At 65.8% G+C, this 13,465-nt stretch carries 15 protein-coding genes and 1 tRNA gene; 7 read left to right on the top strand and 9 right to left on the bottom strand.

The window, feature by feature from the left end:
- Nucleotides 1–46: 46 nt before the first annotated feature.
- A tRNA-Ala gene (locus tag HHX40_RS20160) sits at nucleotides 47–122 on the top strand.
- A 56-nt stretch (nucleotides 123–178) separates the two neighbouring features.
- Here HHX40_RS20160 and HHX40_RS36870 read toward each other — a convergent pair.
- Nucleotides 179–301, bottom strand: a complete 123-nt coding sequence (locus HHX40_RS36870; protein WP_259403757.1) for a hypothetical protein — start codon at nucleotides 299–301, stop codon at nucleotides 179–181.
- Between the two features lie 218 nt (nucleotides 302–519).
- Between HHX40_RS36870 and HHX40_RS20165 the strand changes: the two genes are divergently transcribed.
- Nucleotides 520–1,278, top strand: a complete 759-nt coding sequence (locus HHX40_RS20165; protein ID WP_182881846.1) for a hypothetical protein — start codon at nucleotides 520–522, stop codon at nucleotides 1,276–1,278.
- 647 nt (nucleotides 1,279–1,925) lie between these two features.
- Here HHX40_RS20165 and HHX40_RS20170 read toward each other — a convergent pair.
- The 6 genes from HHX40_RS20170 to HHX40_RS20195 all read right to left on the bottom strand — a co-directional run bounded on the left by HHX40_RS20170 (nucleotide 1,926) and on the right by HHX40_RS20195 (nucleotide 5,039).
- A complete protein-coding gene (locus HHX40_RS20170) occupies nucleotides 1,926–2,285 on the bottom strand; it encodes a ribbon-helix-helix domain-containing protein (RefSeq protein WP_182881847.1) in 360 nt (119 codons plus the stop codon).
- Nucleotides 2,282–2,527, bottom strand: coding sequence for a hypothetical protein (locus HHX40_RS20175; RefSeq protein WP_182881848.1), 246 nt, complete (start codon nucleotides 2,525–2,527; stop codon nucleotides 2,282–2,284). The genes HHX40_RS20170 and HHX40_RS20175 overlap by 4 nt, the downstream gene beginning before the upstream one ends.
- A 365-nt stretch (nucleotides 2,528–2,892) precedes the next feature.
- The gene (locus HHX40_RS20180) at nucleotides 2,893–3,318 is read right to left on the bottom strand and encodes an SMI1/KNR4 family protein (protein WP_182881849.1); all 426 of its coding nucleotides are present in this window, start codon (nucleotides 3,316–3,318) and stop codon (nucleotides 2,893–2,895) included.
- 205 nt (nucleotides 3,319–3,523) lie between these two features.
- Complete coding sequence (locus HHX40_RS20185) at nucleotides 3,524–3,934, bottom strand: type II toxin-antitoxin system VapC family toxin (protein ID WP_182881850.1); 411 nt, start codon at nucleotides 3,932–3,934, stop codon at nucleotides 3,524–3,526.
- Nucleotides 3,931–4,251, bottom strand: a complete 321-nt coding sequence (locus tag HHX40_RS20190) for a type II toxin-antitoxin system Phd/YefM family antitoxin (RefSeq protein ID WP_259403159.1) — start codon at nucleotides 4,249–4,251, stop codon at nucleotides 3,931–3,933. The genes HHX40_RS20185 and HHX40_RS20190 overlap by 4 nt, the downstream gene beginning before the upstream one ends.
- Nucleotides 4,252–4,400: 149 nt before the next feature.
- Nucleotides 4,401–5,039, bottom strand: a complete 639-nt coding sequence (locus HHX40_RS20195) for a FadR/GntR family transcriptional regulator (RefSeq protein ID WP_279633844.1) — start codon at nucleotides 5,037–5,039, stop codon at nucleotides 4,401–4,403.
- Between the two features lie 84 nt (nucleotides 5,040–5,123).
- Between HHX40_RS20195 and HHX40_RS20200 the strand changes: the two genes are divergently transcribed.
- On the top strand, nucleotides 5,124–6,377 hold the full coding sequence (locus tag HHX40_RS20200) for a CynX/NimT family MFS transporter (protein ID WP_182881851.1): 1,254 nt from the start codon (nucleotides 5,124–5,126) through the stop codon (nucleotides 6,375–6,377).
- 109 nt (nucleotides 6,378–6,486) lie between these two features.
- On the opposite strand, the gene HHX40_RS36875 is transcribed toward HHX40_RS20200, so the two are convergent.
- Nucleotides 6,487–7,782 (bottom strand): ricin-type beta-trefoil lectin domain protein, encoded by a 1,296-nt coding sequence (locus HHX40_RS36875; protein ID WP_310738202.1) that lies wholly within the window; start codon nucleotides 7,780–7,782, stop codon nucleotides 6,487–6,489.
- 845 nt (nucleotides 7,783–8,627) lie between these two features.
- Between HHX40_RS36875 and HHX40_RS20210 the strand changes: the two genes are divergently transcribed.
- Complete coding sequence (locus HHX40_RS20210; protein WP_111697479.1) at nucleotides 8,628–8,933, top strand: hypothetical protein; 306 nt, start codon at nucleotides 8,628–8,630, stop codon at nucleotides 8,931–8,933.
- A 112-nt stretch (nucleotides 8,934–9,045) separates the two neighbouring features.
- On the opposite strand, the gene HHX40_RS20215 is transcribed toward HHX40_RS20210, so the two are convergent.
- Entirely contained in the window at nucleotides 9,046–9,489 is a 444-nt protein-coding gene (locus tag HHX40_RS20215) for a hypothetical protein (protein ID WP_182881852.1), read from the bottom strand.
- Nucleotides 9,490–10,284: 795 nt separating this feature from the next.
- Here HHX40_RS20215 and HHX40_RS20220 point away from each other — a divergent pair.
- The 3 genes from HHX40_RS20220 (at nucleotide 10,285) to HHX40_RS20230 (ending at nucleotide 13,445) form a co-directional block, all read left to right on the top strand.
- Nucleotides 10,285–11,562: an ABC transporter substrate-binding protein gene (locus tag HHX40_RS20220; RefSeq protein ID WP_182873123.1), complete on the top strand. Its 1,278-nt coding sequence runs from the start codon at nucleotides 10,285–10,287 to the stop codon at nucleotides 11,560–11,562.
- A 73-nt stretch (nucleotides 11,563–11,635) separates the two neighbouring features.
- A complete protein-coding gene (locus HHX40_RS20225) occupies nucleotides 11,636–12,592 on the top strand; it encodes a carbohydrate ABC transporter permease (RefSeq protein WP_182881853.1) in 957 nt (318 codons plus the stop codon).
- A 10-nt stretch (nucleotides 12,593–12,602) separates the two neighbouring features.
- Nucleotides 12,603–13,445: a carbohydrate ABC transporter permease gene (locus tag HHX40_RS20230; RefSeq protein ID WP_182881854.1), complete on the top strand. Its 843-nt coding sequence runs from the start codon at nucleotides 12,603–12,605 to the stop codon at nucleotides 13,443–13,445.
- Nucleotides 13,446–13,465: the final 20 nt, after the last annotated feature.

A 13,465-nucleotide genomic window follows, 5' to 3' on the forward strand; every position in this document is an offset into this window, starting at 1 on the left:
CGGAGGGCTCGAAGATCTGCCTGTCTTCGCAGTTCGCGCCCGCCCAGGGGCCTTAGCTCAGCTGGCAGAGCGCCTGCTTTGCAAGCAGGAAGTCAGGGGTTCGAATCCCCTAGGCTCCACCAGCCAAAACGCCGCTTCTCCGATCATGGGAAGCGGCGTTCGTGCCATTAACGGGCCATTAGCTCTTGCCGGCATCGCGCTCCGCCTCGACTCGCGCGCCCAGCGCATCGGCGATCTTCTGGTCAGCGTCACGCGTGGCGTGCTGGTAGATCAGCGCGGCCCGGTCGCTGTCGTGACCCATTCGGGCCTTGAGGTCGGCGAGGCTCGCGCCCGACTGCGCGGCGAGCGTGCTCCCGGCGTGCCCAGGTCAGCGCCCGTGCAGGCCGTGATCCATGCAATTCCCAAGCTGACAGCGCCGTTTCCGTCTTCTTCACCACCGGCCCGGGAGCACGGACTTCGCTAGAGTGGCAACCTTCGGATGGCACAACCTTCCGGAGTCTTTGAAGGTGAACGCCCCCGATGAACCTCAACCAGACACCCGCACTGTTCCGTCTCGACGCCGCGTTGAACTGTATGGCCGTCACCTTCCACGGCATGACCGCCCATCCTGACGAGCACAACTGTGAGTGCCACTGGGGCAGCGCAGAAGAGCTCGCGCAGTTGAAGCTGCCGGACGCGGAGCTGGACCTCGATCTTCTACGCCGCACTTGGCAGGCTACCGACTGGAATGACCATTCATCGGTGTTACGCCGCATTCTGCCCCAGTTGTCGAGGACCCTGGTCAGCGGCCTCGTCGAGCCTCTCTTCGGCATGGAGGAGGTCGGACGTGCATTCGCTCGCGGCCAATGGCAGCACTGGCCTGCCGAGCAGGCAGCATCAGTGCGGGAGTTCCTGAACGCCTGGTGGGCCTCCACCCTCATCGACGCGGATCCTGCTGTGCCCGCGCACGAAGTGCTAGCTCTGTGTGCCGAAGCCTCCGCGACGCTCAGCCCATGGCTGTACGTCTGGGAGGCACAGACGTGCGCCGTGGCCGACCAGCACCTGGCCGAAGCGGTCGCGCACTGGGAGTACGACTTGCTGGGAGACCAGCTCCCCTGGAGAAGCTGGGACAGCGAGGAAGAGCTACGTACCGAGTTGACGGCCTGGCTGATTCGTCACGCCCCCGCCCGGCTTCATACCGGGAACGCTCCCGTAGAGCTGCTCCACCGGATACGACTGCTCGGCCTCGCCGGCCCCGCCCGCTGGAATGACCCCCACTGGCCCGGCCACCGCTACTGAGGCAACGCCCACCACGAATCGGTCACCCCTCCTGGTCGTCATACAGAACAAGATCCGAAAGATGCGCGAAATGACCTTGCCGCGATAGAGAGGGGCCAAGCGATCACGCGTAGGTCAGCGCGTCCTTGGTCCACGAAAGGGCGATCCACTTCTAATCCGATGGCCCTTCGTCCTCCTCGCTGCTTGAGTGTGCCGACTTGCCCGCCGGGTCAAGGGCGCCTACGGCGTCGCTTCACGATCAGCTTCGCTGACCCTTGACTCGACGGTCCCGTCCTGGGGGCCGGCAGCTACGAGGAAGACGGGAGCGGACCAGGAGACGGGCCGCGTCAGCACCCGGTTGGGGCAGGTGGCGGGCGTTGATTGATGGGCCATTAGCGGCCATTAAGGCCGGTGAACAGGGGACACTCACGGTCACTCGCGGGCACCTCCTGCCCCCAGGTTGGAGCCGTTGTCCCTGGTGATCAGGCCGAATTGCAAGCAGGAAGTCGGGGGTTCGGATCCCCTAGGCTCCACCCCCGCCTGGGCTTTGATCGTTAGTCGGCCTTCGCTCTTGCGTGCACGTTGCGTGCCCGATCCACTCTTGAGTTGTCCTCGCGCGAGGCTGTCGAGCTGCTTGGCCATTTGGTGCTGTCGCCCGTCGCGCCTGCTCATCCCGCTCTGAGAAATTGCTCAAAGGCTTCCCGTGCCAGCGCGGACACACTCTTGCCCTCTTGCTCGGCGCGGACCCTCGCGCGTTCACGCAACTCCTCGGGGAGTCTGAAGGAGACCCTTGGGGAATGTGCGCTCTCGCCTGTGAGCGATGGACGTCCGGGGCGACTGGTAGGAACGGGTACGCGGCCTTCGTCGATCGCGCGGTGGACGTCGCCGATTGCGTCCCGTACATACTCGTCCGTGATCAGGTTACCTTTGGCGTCGTAGATCTCTTCGGAGTCGCTGTCGATATCGGAGTCGTGGTCCAGGGCCAGTTCGATGTCTTCGGGTGGCCAGGCTGCCTCGTGCTCAGTCATGGCGTCCTCCTTCGTAGCGCGGTCGGCATCACGTGGATGATCACTAGAGCTTTGTCGGTGAGGATGCCGATCACCTCCAGCTCTATGCTCCGATCGTCGGGGCCGATCCAGACCCATCGATCCTCCAACGTCGGGTCTCTAGCCGGCACGATCACTGGGGGCCCAGATCGGACAACATGCATGGCATGTGCCTGTCCGATGCGGTGCCTCCTCGCCGACCGGTAGAAGCGCAACTTCTTCATGTCCATATTATGTCGGACACAACCCCTGTAGGTAGGGGGTTCTGGTCTACAGCGAGCCGACCATCGAAACGGCGGTTGCGTCCTGGGTGTCGGCGGCTATGAAGAGGTCGGGGTGGATCGGAGGGCGCCTGTGCCCCCGGCAGGTCGCCGCATGATCGCCGGGCCATTAGCGGGCCATTAAGGGCGGTCAACAAGGGGTACTCACGGTCGCTCGCGGATGGCTTCTCGCCCAGGTCGGGGCTGTTGTCCCTGGTGATGAGGCCGATGCTTACACAGGTCTTTCATGAGGTCCCAGAAGGACCTGTGACGCACGGCGCCGGGCATCCAGGCCGCGAGAAACCATGCCTCCCACTCGCCCTCAGGCGTCATGACGTGGGGGTTGAGTAGGAGGTCTCCATCCCACAGCCCGACCAGAAGGGTGTCGGGCAGATATTCCGTTCTGATGGCGTGGTGGTTCTGCTCCTTTCCGTAAACGAAGTAGAGGTCATCGGGCACTTCGTCTGTGGGCACCGCCCAGGTTCGATGGTTGTGGGCGCGATGTCACGGAGCCAGCCGACTTCCGCGGCCGGCCACAGGGAGTACTCCTCGACGCCCCAGCCGTCGGAGTACAGGAGGAACTGCCGATAGCTCGGCGGCAGGTTCACGCCCAACTGCTCTTCGAGCCGAATGACTTCTGATTCGTCGGCCGGGGGGTGGAGACCGTGGCCCGGCGGTAACGGCGGCTGGTCTGGGCCTTCAGCCACCGGCTCTTCCTCCGGGAAGAGATCGGACCATCTGTACGAGGTATTCATGGTGGGTGACGGTATCCGTGGCAACTGACTGTCTCGTCAGGCGTAGGGCGTCAGTTGCTGCGTCAACTCGCCCCAGCGTATGGGGAGGCGCGGTGCAGTGCCCACGACCACCCGAACGAGTATCGCCGTCCCCGTCACGTGCCCGATGGGACGGGAAGCGAGGGGAAACAGCAGCAGATTATGGTAGATAGGGCCACGTGCCGTCTCACCGTGGTCGAGTGACTGGAACCACGTTGAGCAGATGATCCAGGCCTTTGAAGTCCTTTGGGTCGCAGGTGTAGAGCGGCAGTTGGTTTGCGATCGCCACGCAAGCGATCATTAGATCGGCTGTGCGGGGAAGCGGTTTGCGGCCTGAGGCGATGACAGCGGTCCAGAGTTGGCCGTACTCGCGGGCGGCGGTTTCGTCGAAGGGAAGCGGGTCGAACTCAGCCTCGGCGGCCTGCAGGATCTTCATCCGCTGAGCGAGTTCCTGCGGCCCGGATGCCACGAGTACGCCGACTGACAACTCTGCCGTTGTAATGGCGCTGATCGTCATCTCGTCGGGCAATTCGTCCGGGTCGATCCCAGCGCGCAGGATGAGGATGTTGGTGTCGAGCAGCCCTTGCGTGAGGGTCATTGCCCGTCCTCGTCGAACTCGCCTCTGCCGTACGCGCGATCGTAGGGGTCGTAGAGATCGTCGCTGACGTGTCGGTCCATGTCCTCGCGGTACTTCCGGTCATCCAGACGTGGCATGCCCCGGGACATCGCGGCGAATTCAGCTCGCGAGACGGCCCGGCGCCGGCGCCGGATAGGCACGAGGTCGCCGATGTGATGGCCGTTGCGGGTGACGGCGTACCGTTCCCCGCGTTCCAGCCCATCCATGATCTCCGCAGATCGATTGCGGAGATCACGCTGCGAGATCTGGTGGGAGCGTTCAGGCTCAGAGATGCTCACCGTATGAGTGTAACGAGAGCGTGACATCTGGTGCTACCAGGTAGCACCGCAGGTTCCCACTGTCGAGACGAGCGTTCAGGAGCCGGTGCGGTCGGGCCACTAGCGGCCATTGCGGGCGGCGAACACGGGTGCTCCCGGTCGCTCGCGGTTCAGCGCATGAAGGGTTTGAAGATGGAACCCACCTTCGTGGCAGCACGGTCGGCGTCCCCGTCCGCGATGGCCTCGACCAGCTCGTGGTGGTGGCGGTGTGCCGCGTCCTCGTCCTCGCTCTTTTCGTCGCGCATGTGGGCAGCGAAGATGTCGAGCATGCTGGAGTACAGCTTGACGTAGAGAGGGTTGTGCGTCGCTGCCACGATCGCGCGGTGCAGGGCGAGGTCCGCGCTCGCTCGCAGGTCGAGATCGTCGGTCGACCAGCTCGCTTCTCGACGGTCGCGCAGCTCGCGCAGGAGCTCGACGTCGGCGTCTGAGCGGTTCATCGCGGCCAGTGACGCTGCAGCGCTGTCGAGGGCAAGGCGTAGTTCCAGGTAGTGGCGACGAGTGCCACCGCCGAGCTGACGTTCAAGAGTGCCTGTCAGCTCGGAGCTGGAGATGACGAAGGTGCCGCGGCCCTGCTCACGGCGCAGCAGACCTGCGTGCACCAGCGACTGCAGCGCCTCGCGCACCGTGTTCCGACCGACCCCGAACTCCGACACCAGTGCGGCCTCGGTCGGTATCTGCTCACCGACCGGCCAGCGTCCGGAGACCACCTCCTCGCGGAAGCGCTCGGCAGCCTGGTCGATGAGTCCCACTCGACGCATCGGCTGTCGCGTGCCAGACTCTTCGGAACTCATCCCATAATCCCATCATCTGCTGACCTTACACTGGAGTATAACGTGACGTCGCTCTCATCGCTCGTTCCATTGCACCGTGGGCGTTTAACCTTGTGGGCCGGGCTCGCCATCGCTCTGACAGCGCTCAACCTGCGAACGGCCGTGACCGGGTTCACTCCGCTCCTGGAGATCATCGGATCCGATCTCGGCTTCGGGGTGACGTTGTCCGGCCTGCTCGGCACTGTGCCGGCGGTGTCCTTCGGTATCTTCGGCTTCCTCGCCCCAGCGGTGACGAGGAAGTTCGGACTCGAGCGCACGGCCACTGTGGCGCTGGGCCTGACCGCTCTGTCGCTCCTGGTGCGCGCCTTCTCTCCAACGCCCTCGCTGCTGGTGCTTTCGACCGTGCTGGCACTGGCCGGAATCGGAGCCGCGAACGTCGTGGTCGTTCCGTTGGTGAAGGCCTGGTCCGCCGATCGTCTGGCCCTGTGGACCTCGCTTTACCTGATCCTCATGCAGGCGGGCCAGTTCATCGCCCCGCTCCTCGCGGTCCCGGTAGCAGAAGCGGGGACGTGGCGGCTCTCGGTAGGTATCTGGGCGGGACCAGTTGCTGTGGCTGCTGTGGTCTGGCTCGTCCTGGCAGTCAGGCTGCCCGCCGATCACCACGCGCCCGCGGCAGTGACGGCGACCGATGCGAGACCGAGGATCAGCCGATCGTCAACCGTCTGGGGTCTGGTGACCCTCTTCGCGATGATTTCGCTGTCCAACTACGGGATCATCACCTGGGTCCCGGCAGTGCTCACCGACGCAGGAGGCAGCGCGGTCCTGGGCGGCACCATGGTCGCGCTCTACTCGGCATGGGGCATGCTCGCGGCCTTGGTGGTTCCACACCTGGCCACGCGCATGAAGAACCCGTTCATCGTGGTCGTCGGGTGCGCGATCTTCCTGGTAGCGGGGTACCTGGGCCTGCTCCTGTCCCCCCTCGACGGCACGCTGGTGTGGATGTGCGCGCTGGGAATCGGGGTGAGCACCTTCCCGCTCTGCATGACCCTCATCAACCGTCGAACCAAGAGCCCGCAGACAGCCTCTGCCGTGTCGGGCTTCGTGCAAGGCATCGGCTATGGGCTGGCCTGCTTCGGCCCGATCGGTCTGGGCCTTCTGCGCGAGGCGACCGGATCATGGTCGATCCCGCTCCTGGTGCTCGCTGCGACCGCCGTCCCAGGGGTGATCGCCGGCTGGTTCGCTTGCCGTCCTCGTTTCGTGGAGGACTCTGCGCCACAGCCGACGAAGCGCGACGCCGACCAGCGGCTGCGACGATAAGAGCGTCGCACCCTGTGCCTCGCCACCAGGATGCCCAGGCGGGGCGAGGGCTGCCGGGCGTGGCCTGCGGTGCGGCGGAGTGTTCCGCGCCGCAGGCCACAGGTGCGGGCTAGCTGTTCCAGGTCCACTTCTGGTTGGTGCCGCCGTGGCAGCTGTAGAGCTGGAGCTTGGTGCCGTTGGCGGTGGCGGCTCCGGTGGCGTCGATGCACAGGCCGGACTGGACGCCGGTGATGCTGCCGTCGGAGTTGACGCGCCACTTCTGGTTGGTGCCGCCGTGGCAGGAGTAGATCTGGATCTTGGCGCCGTTGCCGGTGCCGCCGGCGTCGAGGCACTTGTTGCCGTAGACGCGGATCTCACTGGCCGAGGTGGACGACCAGGTCTGGTTGGTCTGGCCGTTGCAGTCCCACAGCTGCACCTGGGTGCCGTCGGTCTGGCTGGCGCCGGTCACGTCCACGCAGCGGCCGGAGGCCACACCCTTGATCGGCCCGCTACCGCCACCGGAGGTCGGAGTCACGGTCGGGCTGGCGGACGGGCTGTTGCTGGGTGAGGGGGACGGATCGCCGCCGAGGGTGAGGTTCTTCTGCTGGACCTGCCATTGGGTGTTGCACAGGCCGCAGTTGGCGCCGACGAAGTTGGTGCCGGCGGTGGTGTCGTTCTTCAGCCGCCATTTGAGGTAGAGCACCGCGACGCGGCCGAATTCGCCGCCGTTGGTCTGGGTGTAGGTGCCGCCGTGTCCGACGTTGAGGTTGCCCATGAACGCGGGCAGCCCTGCCGGGAGTTTGCCCCAGTCGTCGATGGCGTTGGGGTAGGCGATGTCGCTGGGCCCGCCGATGAAGTAGGCGATGGGCTTGGTGAGCCGGCGGAGCTGGTAGTCGTCGGAGTCGTTGAGCAGGCCGCTGCTGAAGATGGTGGTCGTGGTGATACGGGAGTCGTTGGAGACGGCGTAGGCTTCCAGGCCTCCGCAGGACCAGCCTCCTACCGCGATTTTGGCGGTGTCGAGTTTGCCGTTGTACTTGCTGCCCTGGCGGCTGTTTTCGGCGACCGCCCAGTCGATGGACTGGGTGAGCATCTGGGAGGTCGTCGAGCCGGAGCCGTTGGGGCTGCCGCTGGCGATGACCAGGAATCCGTGGGAGGCGATCTCGCGGAGGAAGGGCAGCTGGTCTAGGCCGTTGGCCGAGCAGCCGCCGTTGCCCCACACGAAGATGGGCATCTTCTCCGACGGGAGGGTTCCGGGGCGGTAGATGGTGTGGTTGGGCAGGCTGGTGGAGGTTTCGTAGTCGGCCGGGTAGGGGCCCGAGCCGCCGACCGCCGCGGCGGCCGGTGTCGTGGTGAGTGCCACCGTCGCGGCGCAGAGCGGGGCGACCGCGGCCGCCAGTGCCACGCTGATGATCGAGCGTTTTCTCACTTCGCCCTCCGAAGGTGTCACGACGGCAGACCGATAGGGCGGGCCGTCGGCTGCACAATGCGCTCCTGTCAGGCGGAACAGGCCGATCAGAGCAATGTGCAGTTACTATCACCGCGGTCACGAAAAGTGTCAATCGATCGCAGTCGGTGCGCTGAGCGGTGCGCGCGCGAACCGCAAACGCCCCCACGTACTCGGAGCCGGACGCCGACCACCCGATCACATGAACCTTCGGAACGGGCGTCCGTCCGCCGCCGGGGGAATGGGCCGCTGGGGGCGGCCGCGGTGCAGGTCACGATGCCTGACCGGCCTAATGCTCGGGTGGGATCCGCGGCGCCCGGCGACCCGGCGGGAAACCGGCGCACCGCCCGGTTACGAGGCGTCCCTTGGCGGCCGGGCATTCACCCGGATCGGTGAAAGTTTCTTGCGGCCGTCCCCGGCGGCCGGGACCGAGACACCGTTCTCCGACGCCTGGAAGTGGGTGATCCAGGACGCGGCGTCCGGCCAGTACGGGGTCGCCACCTGGATGAGCCGCACCACGACGCCCTCGCCGAACGAACGCCGGGCCTGCGCACGCGGCCCCTCGTACCTGCGTTCCGCATATTCGGTGGTTCTGGAGGTCTCGGCGAGTTCAACCCCGATTGCCTGAAGGCCGTTTATCTGGATCGGCTGTGCCCGGCTGGAAACAATTCGGTGGATGGTCCCCCCGGAGTGCCTTCAATTATGTGCTCCACCGTGAGGACAACGGCCGCCAGATTATTGTGACCAATTGGTCAATATCGCCGCTATATCGATCTGCGCTAAATCTCTGTTGATCGATCAAATGCCCGTCCCTGGTAAGGAGAAGCATGCGAAAAGTCACTTGGCTCCGCCGGCTCGGCCTCGTCTCAGCGGTGGTGGCGGCCGGCCTGGCAACCACGTCCGTGGCCGCGCACGCCGACGGCTATGACACTCCCCGCAGCGCCACTGCTGATGGGGCGGGCAGCACCTACGCGGCCGGGTTGGCGTCGGCCGAGCAGCGGGCCCGGCAGGCCGTCCTCGCGGTCGGCCACGACTGCACCCCCGGTACCTATTACACGTATATGATCTATTCCTCTCCAGGTGGCGGCACATGGGTCTTCCGGTCCACCCACTACGCGGTATGCGTGGACTGATCAAATTTCCAGCGGATCGGCCTCCGCCTGGGCCGCCGGGGCAGGATAGCCCGGCTGCCCTCGGCGGAGGCCGTTCCGCAGTGTGGTGGTGCGCCCGCGGCTTTCCGGACGCTCAGTTGTAGGGGTTGTCGTAGGTCACGGATTTGGTGCGGCTGTTGTACGTGTTGCCGGGGTAGAACCAGCCGCCCGTCACGTACAAGGTGACGTTCCTGAGGGTGGTGGAGTGGGTGTATTCACCGTCGTAGAGGTAGAGGTACACCTGGCACCCGGAGGGAGCGGTCGCCGTGCCTGTCTGGGCCGGATAGAGGTAGGTACTGCCGTTGACCGCGACGTAGAAGTTCGGCTGGGGGTAGGACCCGCTCCCCCAGCACAGCCGGAGGGAATACCTGAACTTCGTGTTTCCGTCGTCGAAGGCCAGCGTGCCGGTCAGCTGGGCAAGCGTGATCGACGGTCCGGAGTTCGAGCTGACCGAAAGGAAGACGGTCTGGTCCGGGCCGTAGGCGGCGTGCGCGGGAGCGACTGGCATCAGGATCGCCGCGAGTGTTGCGATGACCATGGCGACAGAGCTGACCGCACTACGTGCTTTCGAACGTGCCAATTCCAACCTCACCTCTTTCATGATGACGGCGGAGCACACAGGACATTATTGTCGGGGCCTCCAGGCGTCCAGGCGGCAGATTGAGAACACTGATTCGGCCCGGCGTTAACCTATTTCCAAGGCGGCTCTCCCGACGGTGGGCCAGGCATGTCACCAGGTCGGGGACCGGTCCTGCAGAGCCGTAATACCGGCATGACGGGTGAGATTTTCATTCCACTCAGACGTGGTCGGCTCCGGTAGCGGAGGCGGCTGCTGAGCGGCGAGGTCTCGGCGGGCCGTGATCAGCGGGGCCGGCGGGCCGGTCGTCGCGCCGAGGAACCGGCCCAGCGCCGCCGTGACTTCCCCCGAGGACAGACCATGGCAGCGGCAGCCCCTCGGTGAGGGGCCGGATGCGTCCCGAAACATAAAACGGGCAGGCCGATAGTTTCAGACACATGACCGTCAGAATATTGACGGTCAGGTTGGCAGGGGCCTACTGTCCCGGAGAAACGATCGACGTGACGTCGCCGAAACTTTCAAGCTGCCAAGAGTGAGGTCAGAAGGCCCTGCAGGTAAGACACCAGGTCGGCATGGCGGTGCTGGACCTGTCCGGCACCCGCGGTCCGGAGCCTGAAGTAGCACGGCATCGTCGCCGTCCTACGTCTCAGGCACGCAGTGGGACCGAACGTAAGAGATGCCCGGCGAGCGCGGCGCATCCTCTCGCACCAGGCCGTACGTCACATCCCTGACCACAGCAAGCGAAAAGAGGTCGCCGTGAAGTTCCGCAACGTCTCAGCGGTCGTGTTCGCCGCTACCGCGGCCCTCAGCATGGCAGCGTGCTCAGGCTCGTCGTCCGGGACTTCCTCCGGCGGGTCGGACGCTTCGTCGTTCGAGTTCTGGTCGTTCACCGGGATCGACGCGAAGGGGTCCGCCGCCGAGTACAAGGCGAAGAGGCCGGACATCCAGATCAAGCTGACCGAGGTGGGCAACGCGCAGGAGACGGCGCAGGCGCTCACGACGGCGCTGGCCGGCGGAAAGGTGCCCGACCTGGTGCTGATCCAGGGCGACGACCTGCCCAAGTTCGTCCAGCAGCCGCAGAACTTCGTCGACCTGCGCACGATGGGCGCAGACAAGATCAAGGGTGACTACCTCGACTGGGTGATCAGCCAGCCCACGGCCAAGGACGGTTCGATCATCGGCATCCCGACCGACGTCGGCGGCATGGCCATCGCCTACCGCGCCGACCTGTTCAAGAAGGCGGGGCTGCCGACGGACCGTGAGGAGGTCAGCAAGCTCTGGCCCACCTGGGACGCCTTCATCGAGACCGGCAAGAAGTACACGGCGGCCACCGGCAAGGCGTTCGTCGACAACGCCGGCGGAAGTGTGTACTCGCAGGTGGTCAACCAGGGGCAGGAGAAGTACTACGACCCCGCGGGCAATCTGGTGTACGAACGGAGCCCTCAGGTCAAGGCCGCCTTCGACCTGGCGCTCAAGGCCGTGGCCGCCGGGATCACCGCCAAGCAGAGCACCTTCACCGAGGGCTGGAGCGCCGCGATGAAGAGGGGCGACTTCGCCGTCATCGCCGCACCGGTCTGGATGCTCGGCTCCATCCGCGACAACGCCCCCGACACCAAGGGCAAGTGGGACATCGCCACGATCCCCGGCGGCTCGGGCAACTGGGGCGGCAGCTTCCTCGCCATCCCCAAGGGCGCCAAGAACCCGAAGGCCGCCTGGGACTACATCGCCGCCACACAGTCGCCGCAGGGCCAGCTCGACCACTTCTCGAAGGCCAGGTCGCTGCCCGCGACCCCGTCGGTCTACAAGGACCCGAAGCTCACCTCGGCGAAGGACGAGTTCTTCACCGGCGCGCCGATCGGCACGATCTACACCAACTCCCTGCTCGGCCTGAAGCCGTTCCTCATCGGGCCGGACAGCACCACGATCGGCACGGAGTTCACGAACGCCATCACCAACGTCGAGCAGGGCAAGGGTGATCCCGCGAAGGCGTGGGACGCGGCGGTGACCAACATCAAGAACGCGATCGGCGGCTAGGACTTTTCACGAGCGCCACCGGCGCCGGGCCGTTCCCACGGCGCGGCGCCGGCGGCGGGGAAGCGAGCAGACCGTGACGACGAGCATCACCCCCACCACGGCGGGCTTGCCCCCCGCCCCGCCGGTGGAGGCGGCGCGGCGCGGTTTCACCGAGATCATCGCCCCATACGCCTACATCGCCCCGTTCTTCGCGCTCTTCGCGGTGTTCGGTCTCATCCCACTGCTGTTCACCTTCTACGTGGCGCTGTTCGACTGGAACCCGATCGGCGAGCATGTGTTCGTCGGCCTGGGCAACTTCGACCGGCTGCTCGGGGACGTGCGGTTCTGGAACGCGGCCCGCAACACCGTGAGCATCTGGCTGCTGTCCACCGTGCCGCAGTTGCTGGTCGCGCTGGTGCTCGCGCACCTGCTCAACCACGCGCGGCTGCGCCTCGCGGTGTTCTTCCGCATGACGATGCTCGTGCCGTACATCACCTCGGTGGCCGCCACCGCCATCGTGTTCGTCCAGATGTTCGACCGCGACTACGGGTTGCTGAACTGGCTGCTCGGCCTGGTGGGCGTCGAGCACATCGACTTCACCCAGTCGGTGACGGGCAGCCATGTGCTGATCGCGGTCATGGTGACCTGGCGGTGGTTCGGCTACACGACGCTCCTCTACCTGGCTTCCCTGCAGGCCGTTCCCCGGGCGATCTACGAGGCGGCCGCCGTCGACGGGGCCGGAGATGTGCGGCAGTTCCTGCACATCTCCCTCCCCGCGTTGCGGCCGGTCATCGTGTTCACGATCGTGACCTCGACGATCGGCGGGCTGCAGATCTTCACCGAGGCCCTGCTCGTGAACCGCGGCGCGGCCAACACCTGCGGGCCGATCCGTCAGTGCCAGACGCTCACTCTCTTCCTGTTCGAGCAGGGGTTCATCCAGTTCAAGTTCGGTTACGCCGCGGCGATCGGCGTGGCACTGTTCGTGATGGTCGTCGGGCTCGCCGGCCTCAACTACTTCCTGTCCACCCGGATCCGCCCGGTCAAGGGCTGAGGGGGCGATCATGAGCATGACGAGACCACGCTCCGGCGATCGTGTCCGATGGTGGACCTACGCGCTGCTCGCGCTCGCCGCCTTCGCCTGCCTGTTCCCTCTGTACTGGATGTTCATCGTCGCCACCACCGACACGGCGACGGCGACGACGCTGCCGCCCGAGATCGTGCCGGGCGGCAACTTCTTCCATCTCGCCGGTCTGGTGTTCTCGACCGTGCCGTTCGTCCGGTCGGTCGTCAACAGCCTGGTCGTGGCCGGGACGATCGGCGTGGGCCAGGCGGTGCTGTGCGCGCTGGCAGGCTTCGCGTTCGCCAAACTGCGCTTCCGTGGCCGCGACGCGCTGTTCCTGCTCGTCGTCCTGACGATGACCGTGCCGACCCAGCTCGCCATCGTCCCCCAGTACATGATCACCTCGTGGCTGGGCTGGGTGGACACGCTCCAGGCGCTGATCGTCCCCGGCCTGGCCAACGCCTTCGGCATCTTCTGGATGCGCCAGCACATATCGTCCGCCATCAGTGACGAGATCCTCCAGGCGGCCCGCATCGACGGAGCGTCGACCTGGCAGATCTTCTGGCGCGTCGCGTTCCCGCTGGTACGTCCCGCCGCCTTCGTGCTCGGCCTGCTGGGCTTCGTCACCGCGTGGAACGACTTCCTGTGGCCGTTCGTGGTGCTGAAGTCGCCGGAGATGTACACCGTTCAGATCGCGATCAAGGCGCTGCAGAACAGCTTCAACATCGACCTCGGGCTCGCCATGTCCGGTTCCTTCCTCGCCACCCTTCCGCTGCTCGTCCTGTTCGTCTTCGTCGGGCGGCGCATGGTGGCCGGGATCATGGACGGCGCCTTCAAGGGCTGAGGCCGCCGCCGGTCACCGGG

This window comes from Microbispora sp. H10949 (genome assembly GCF_014161435.1).
GTDB classification, from domain to species: Bacteria; Actinomycetota; Actinomycetes; order Streptosporangiales; family Streptosporangiaceae; genus Microbispora; species Microbispora triticiradicis.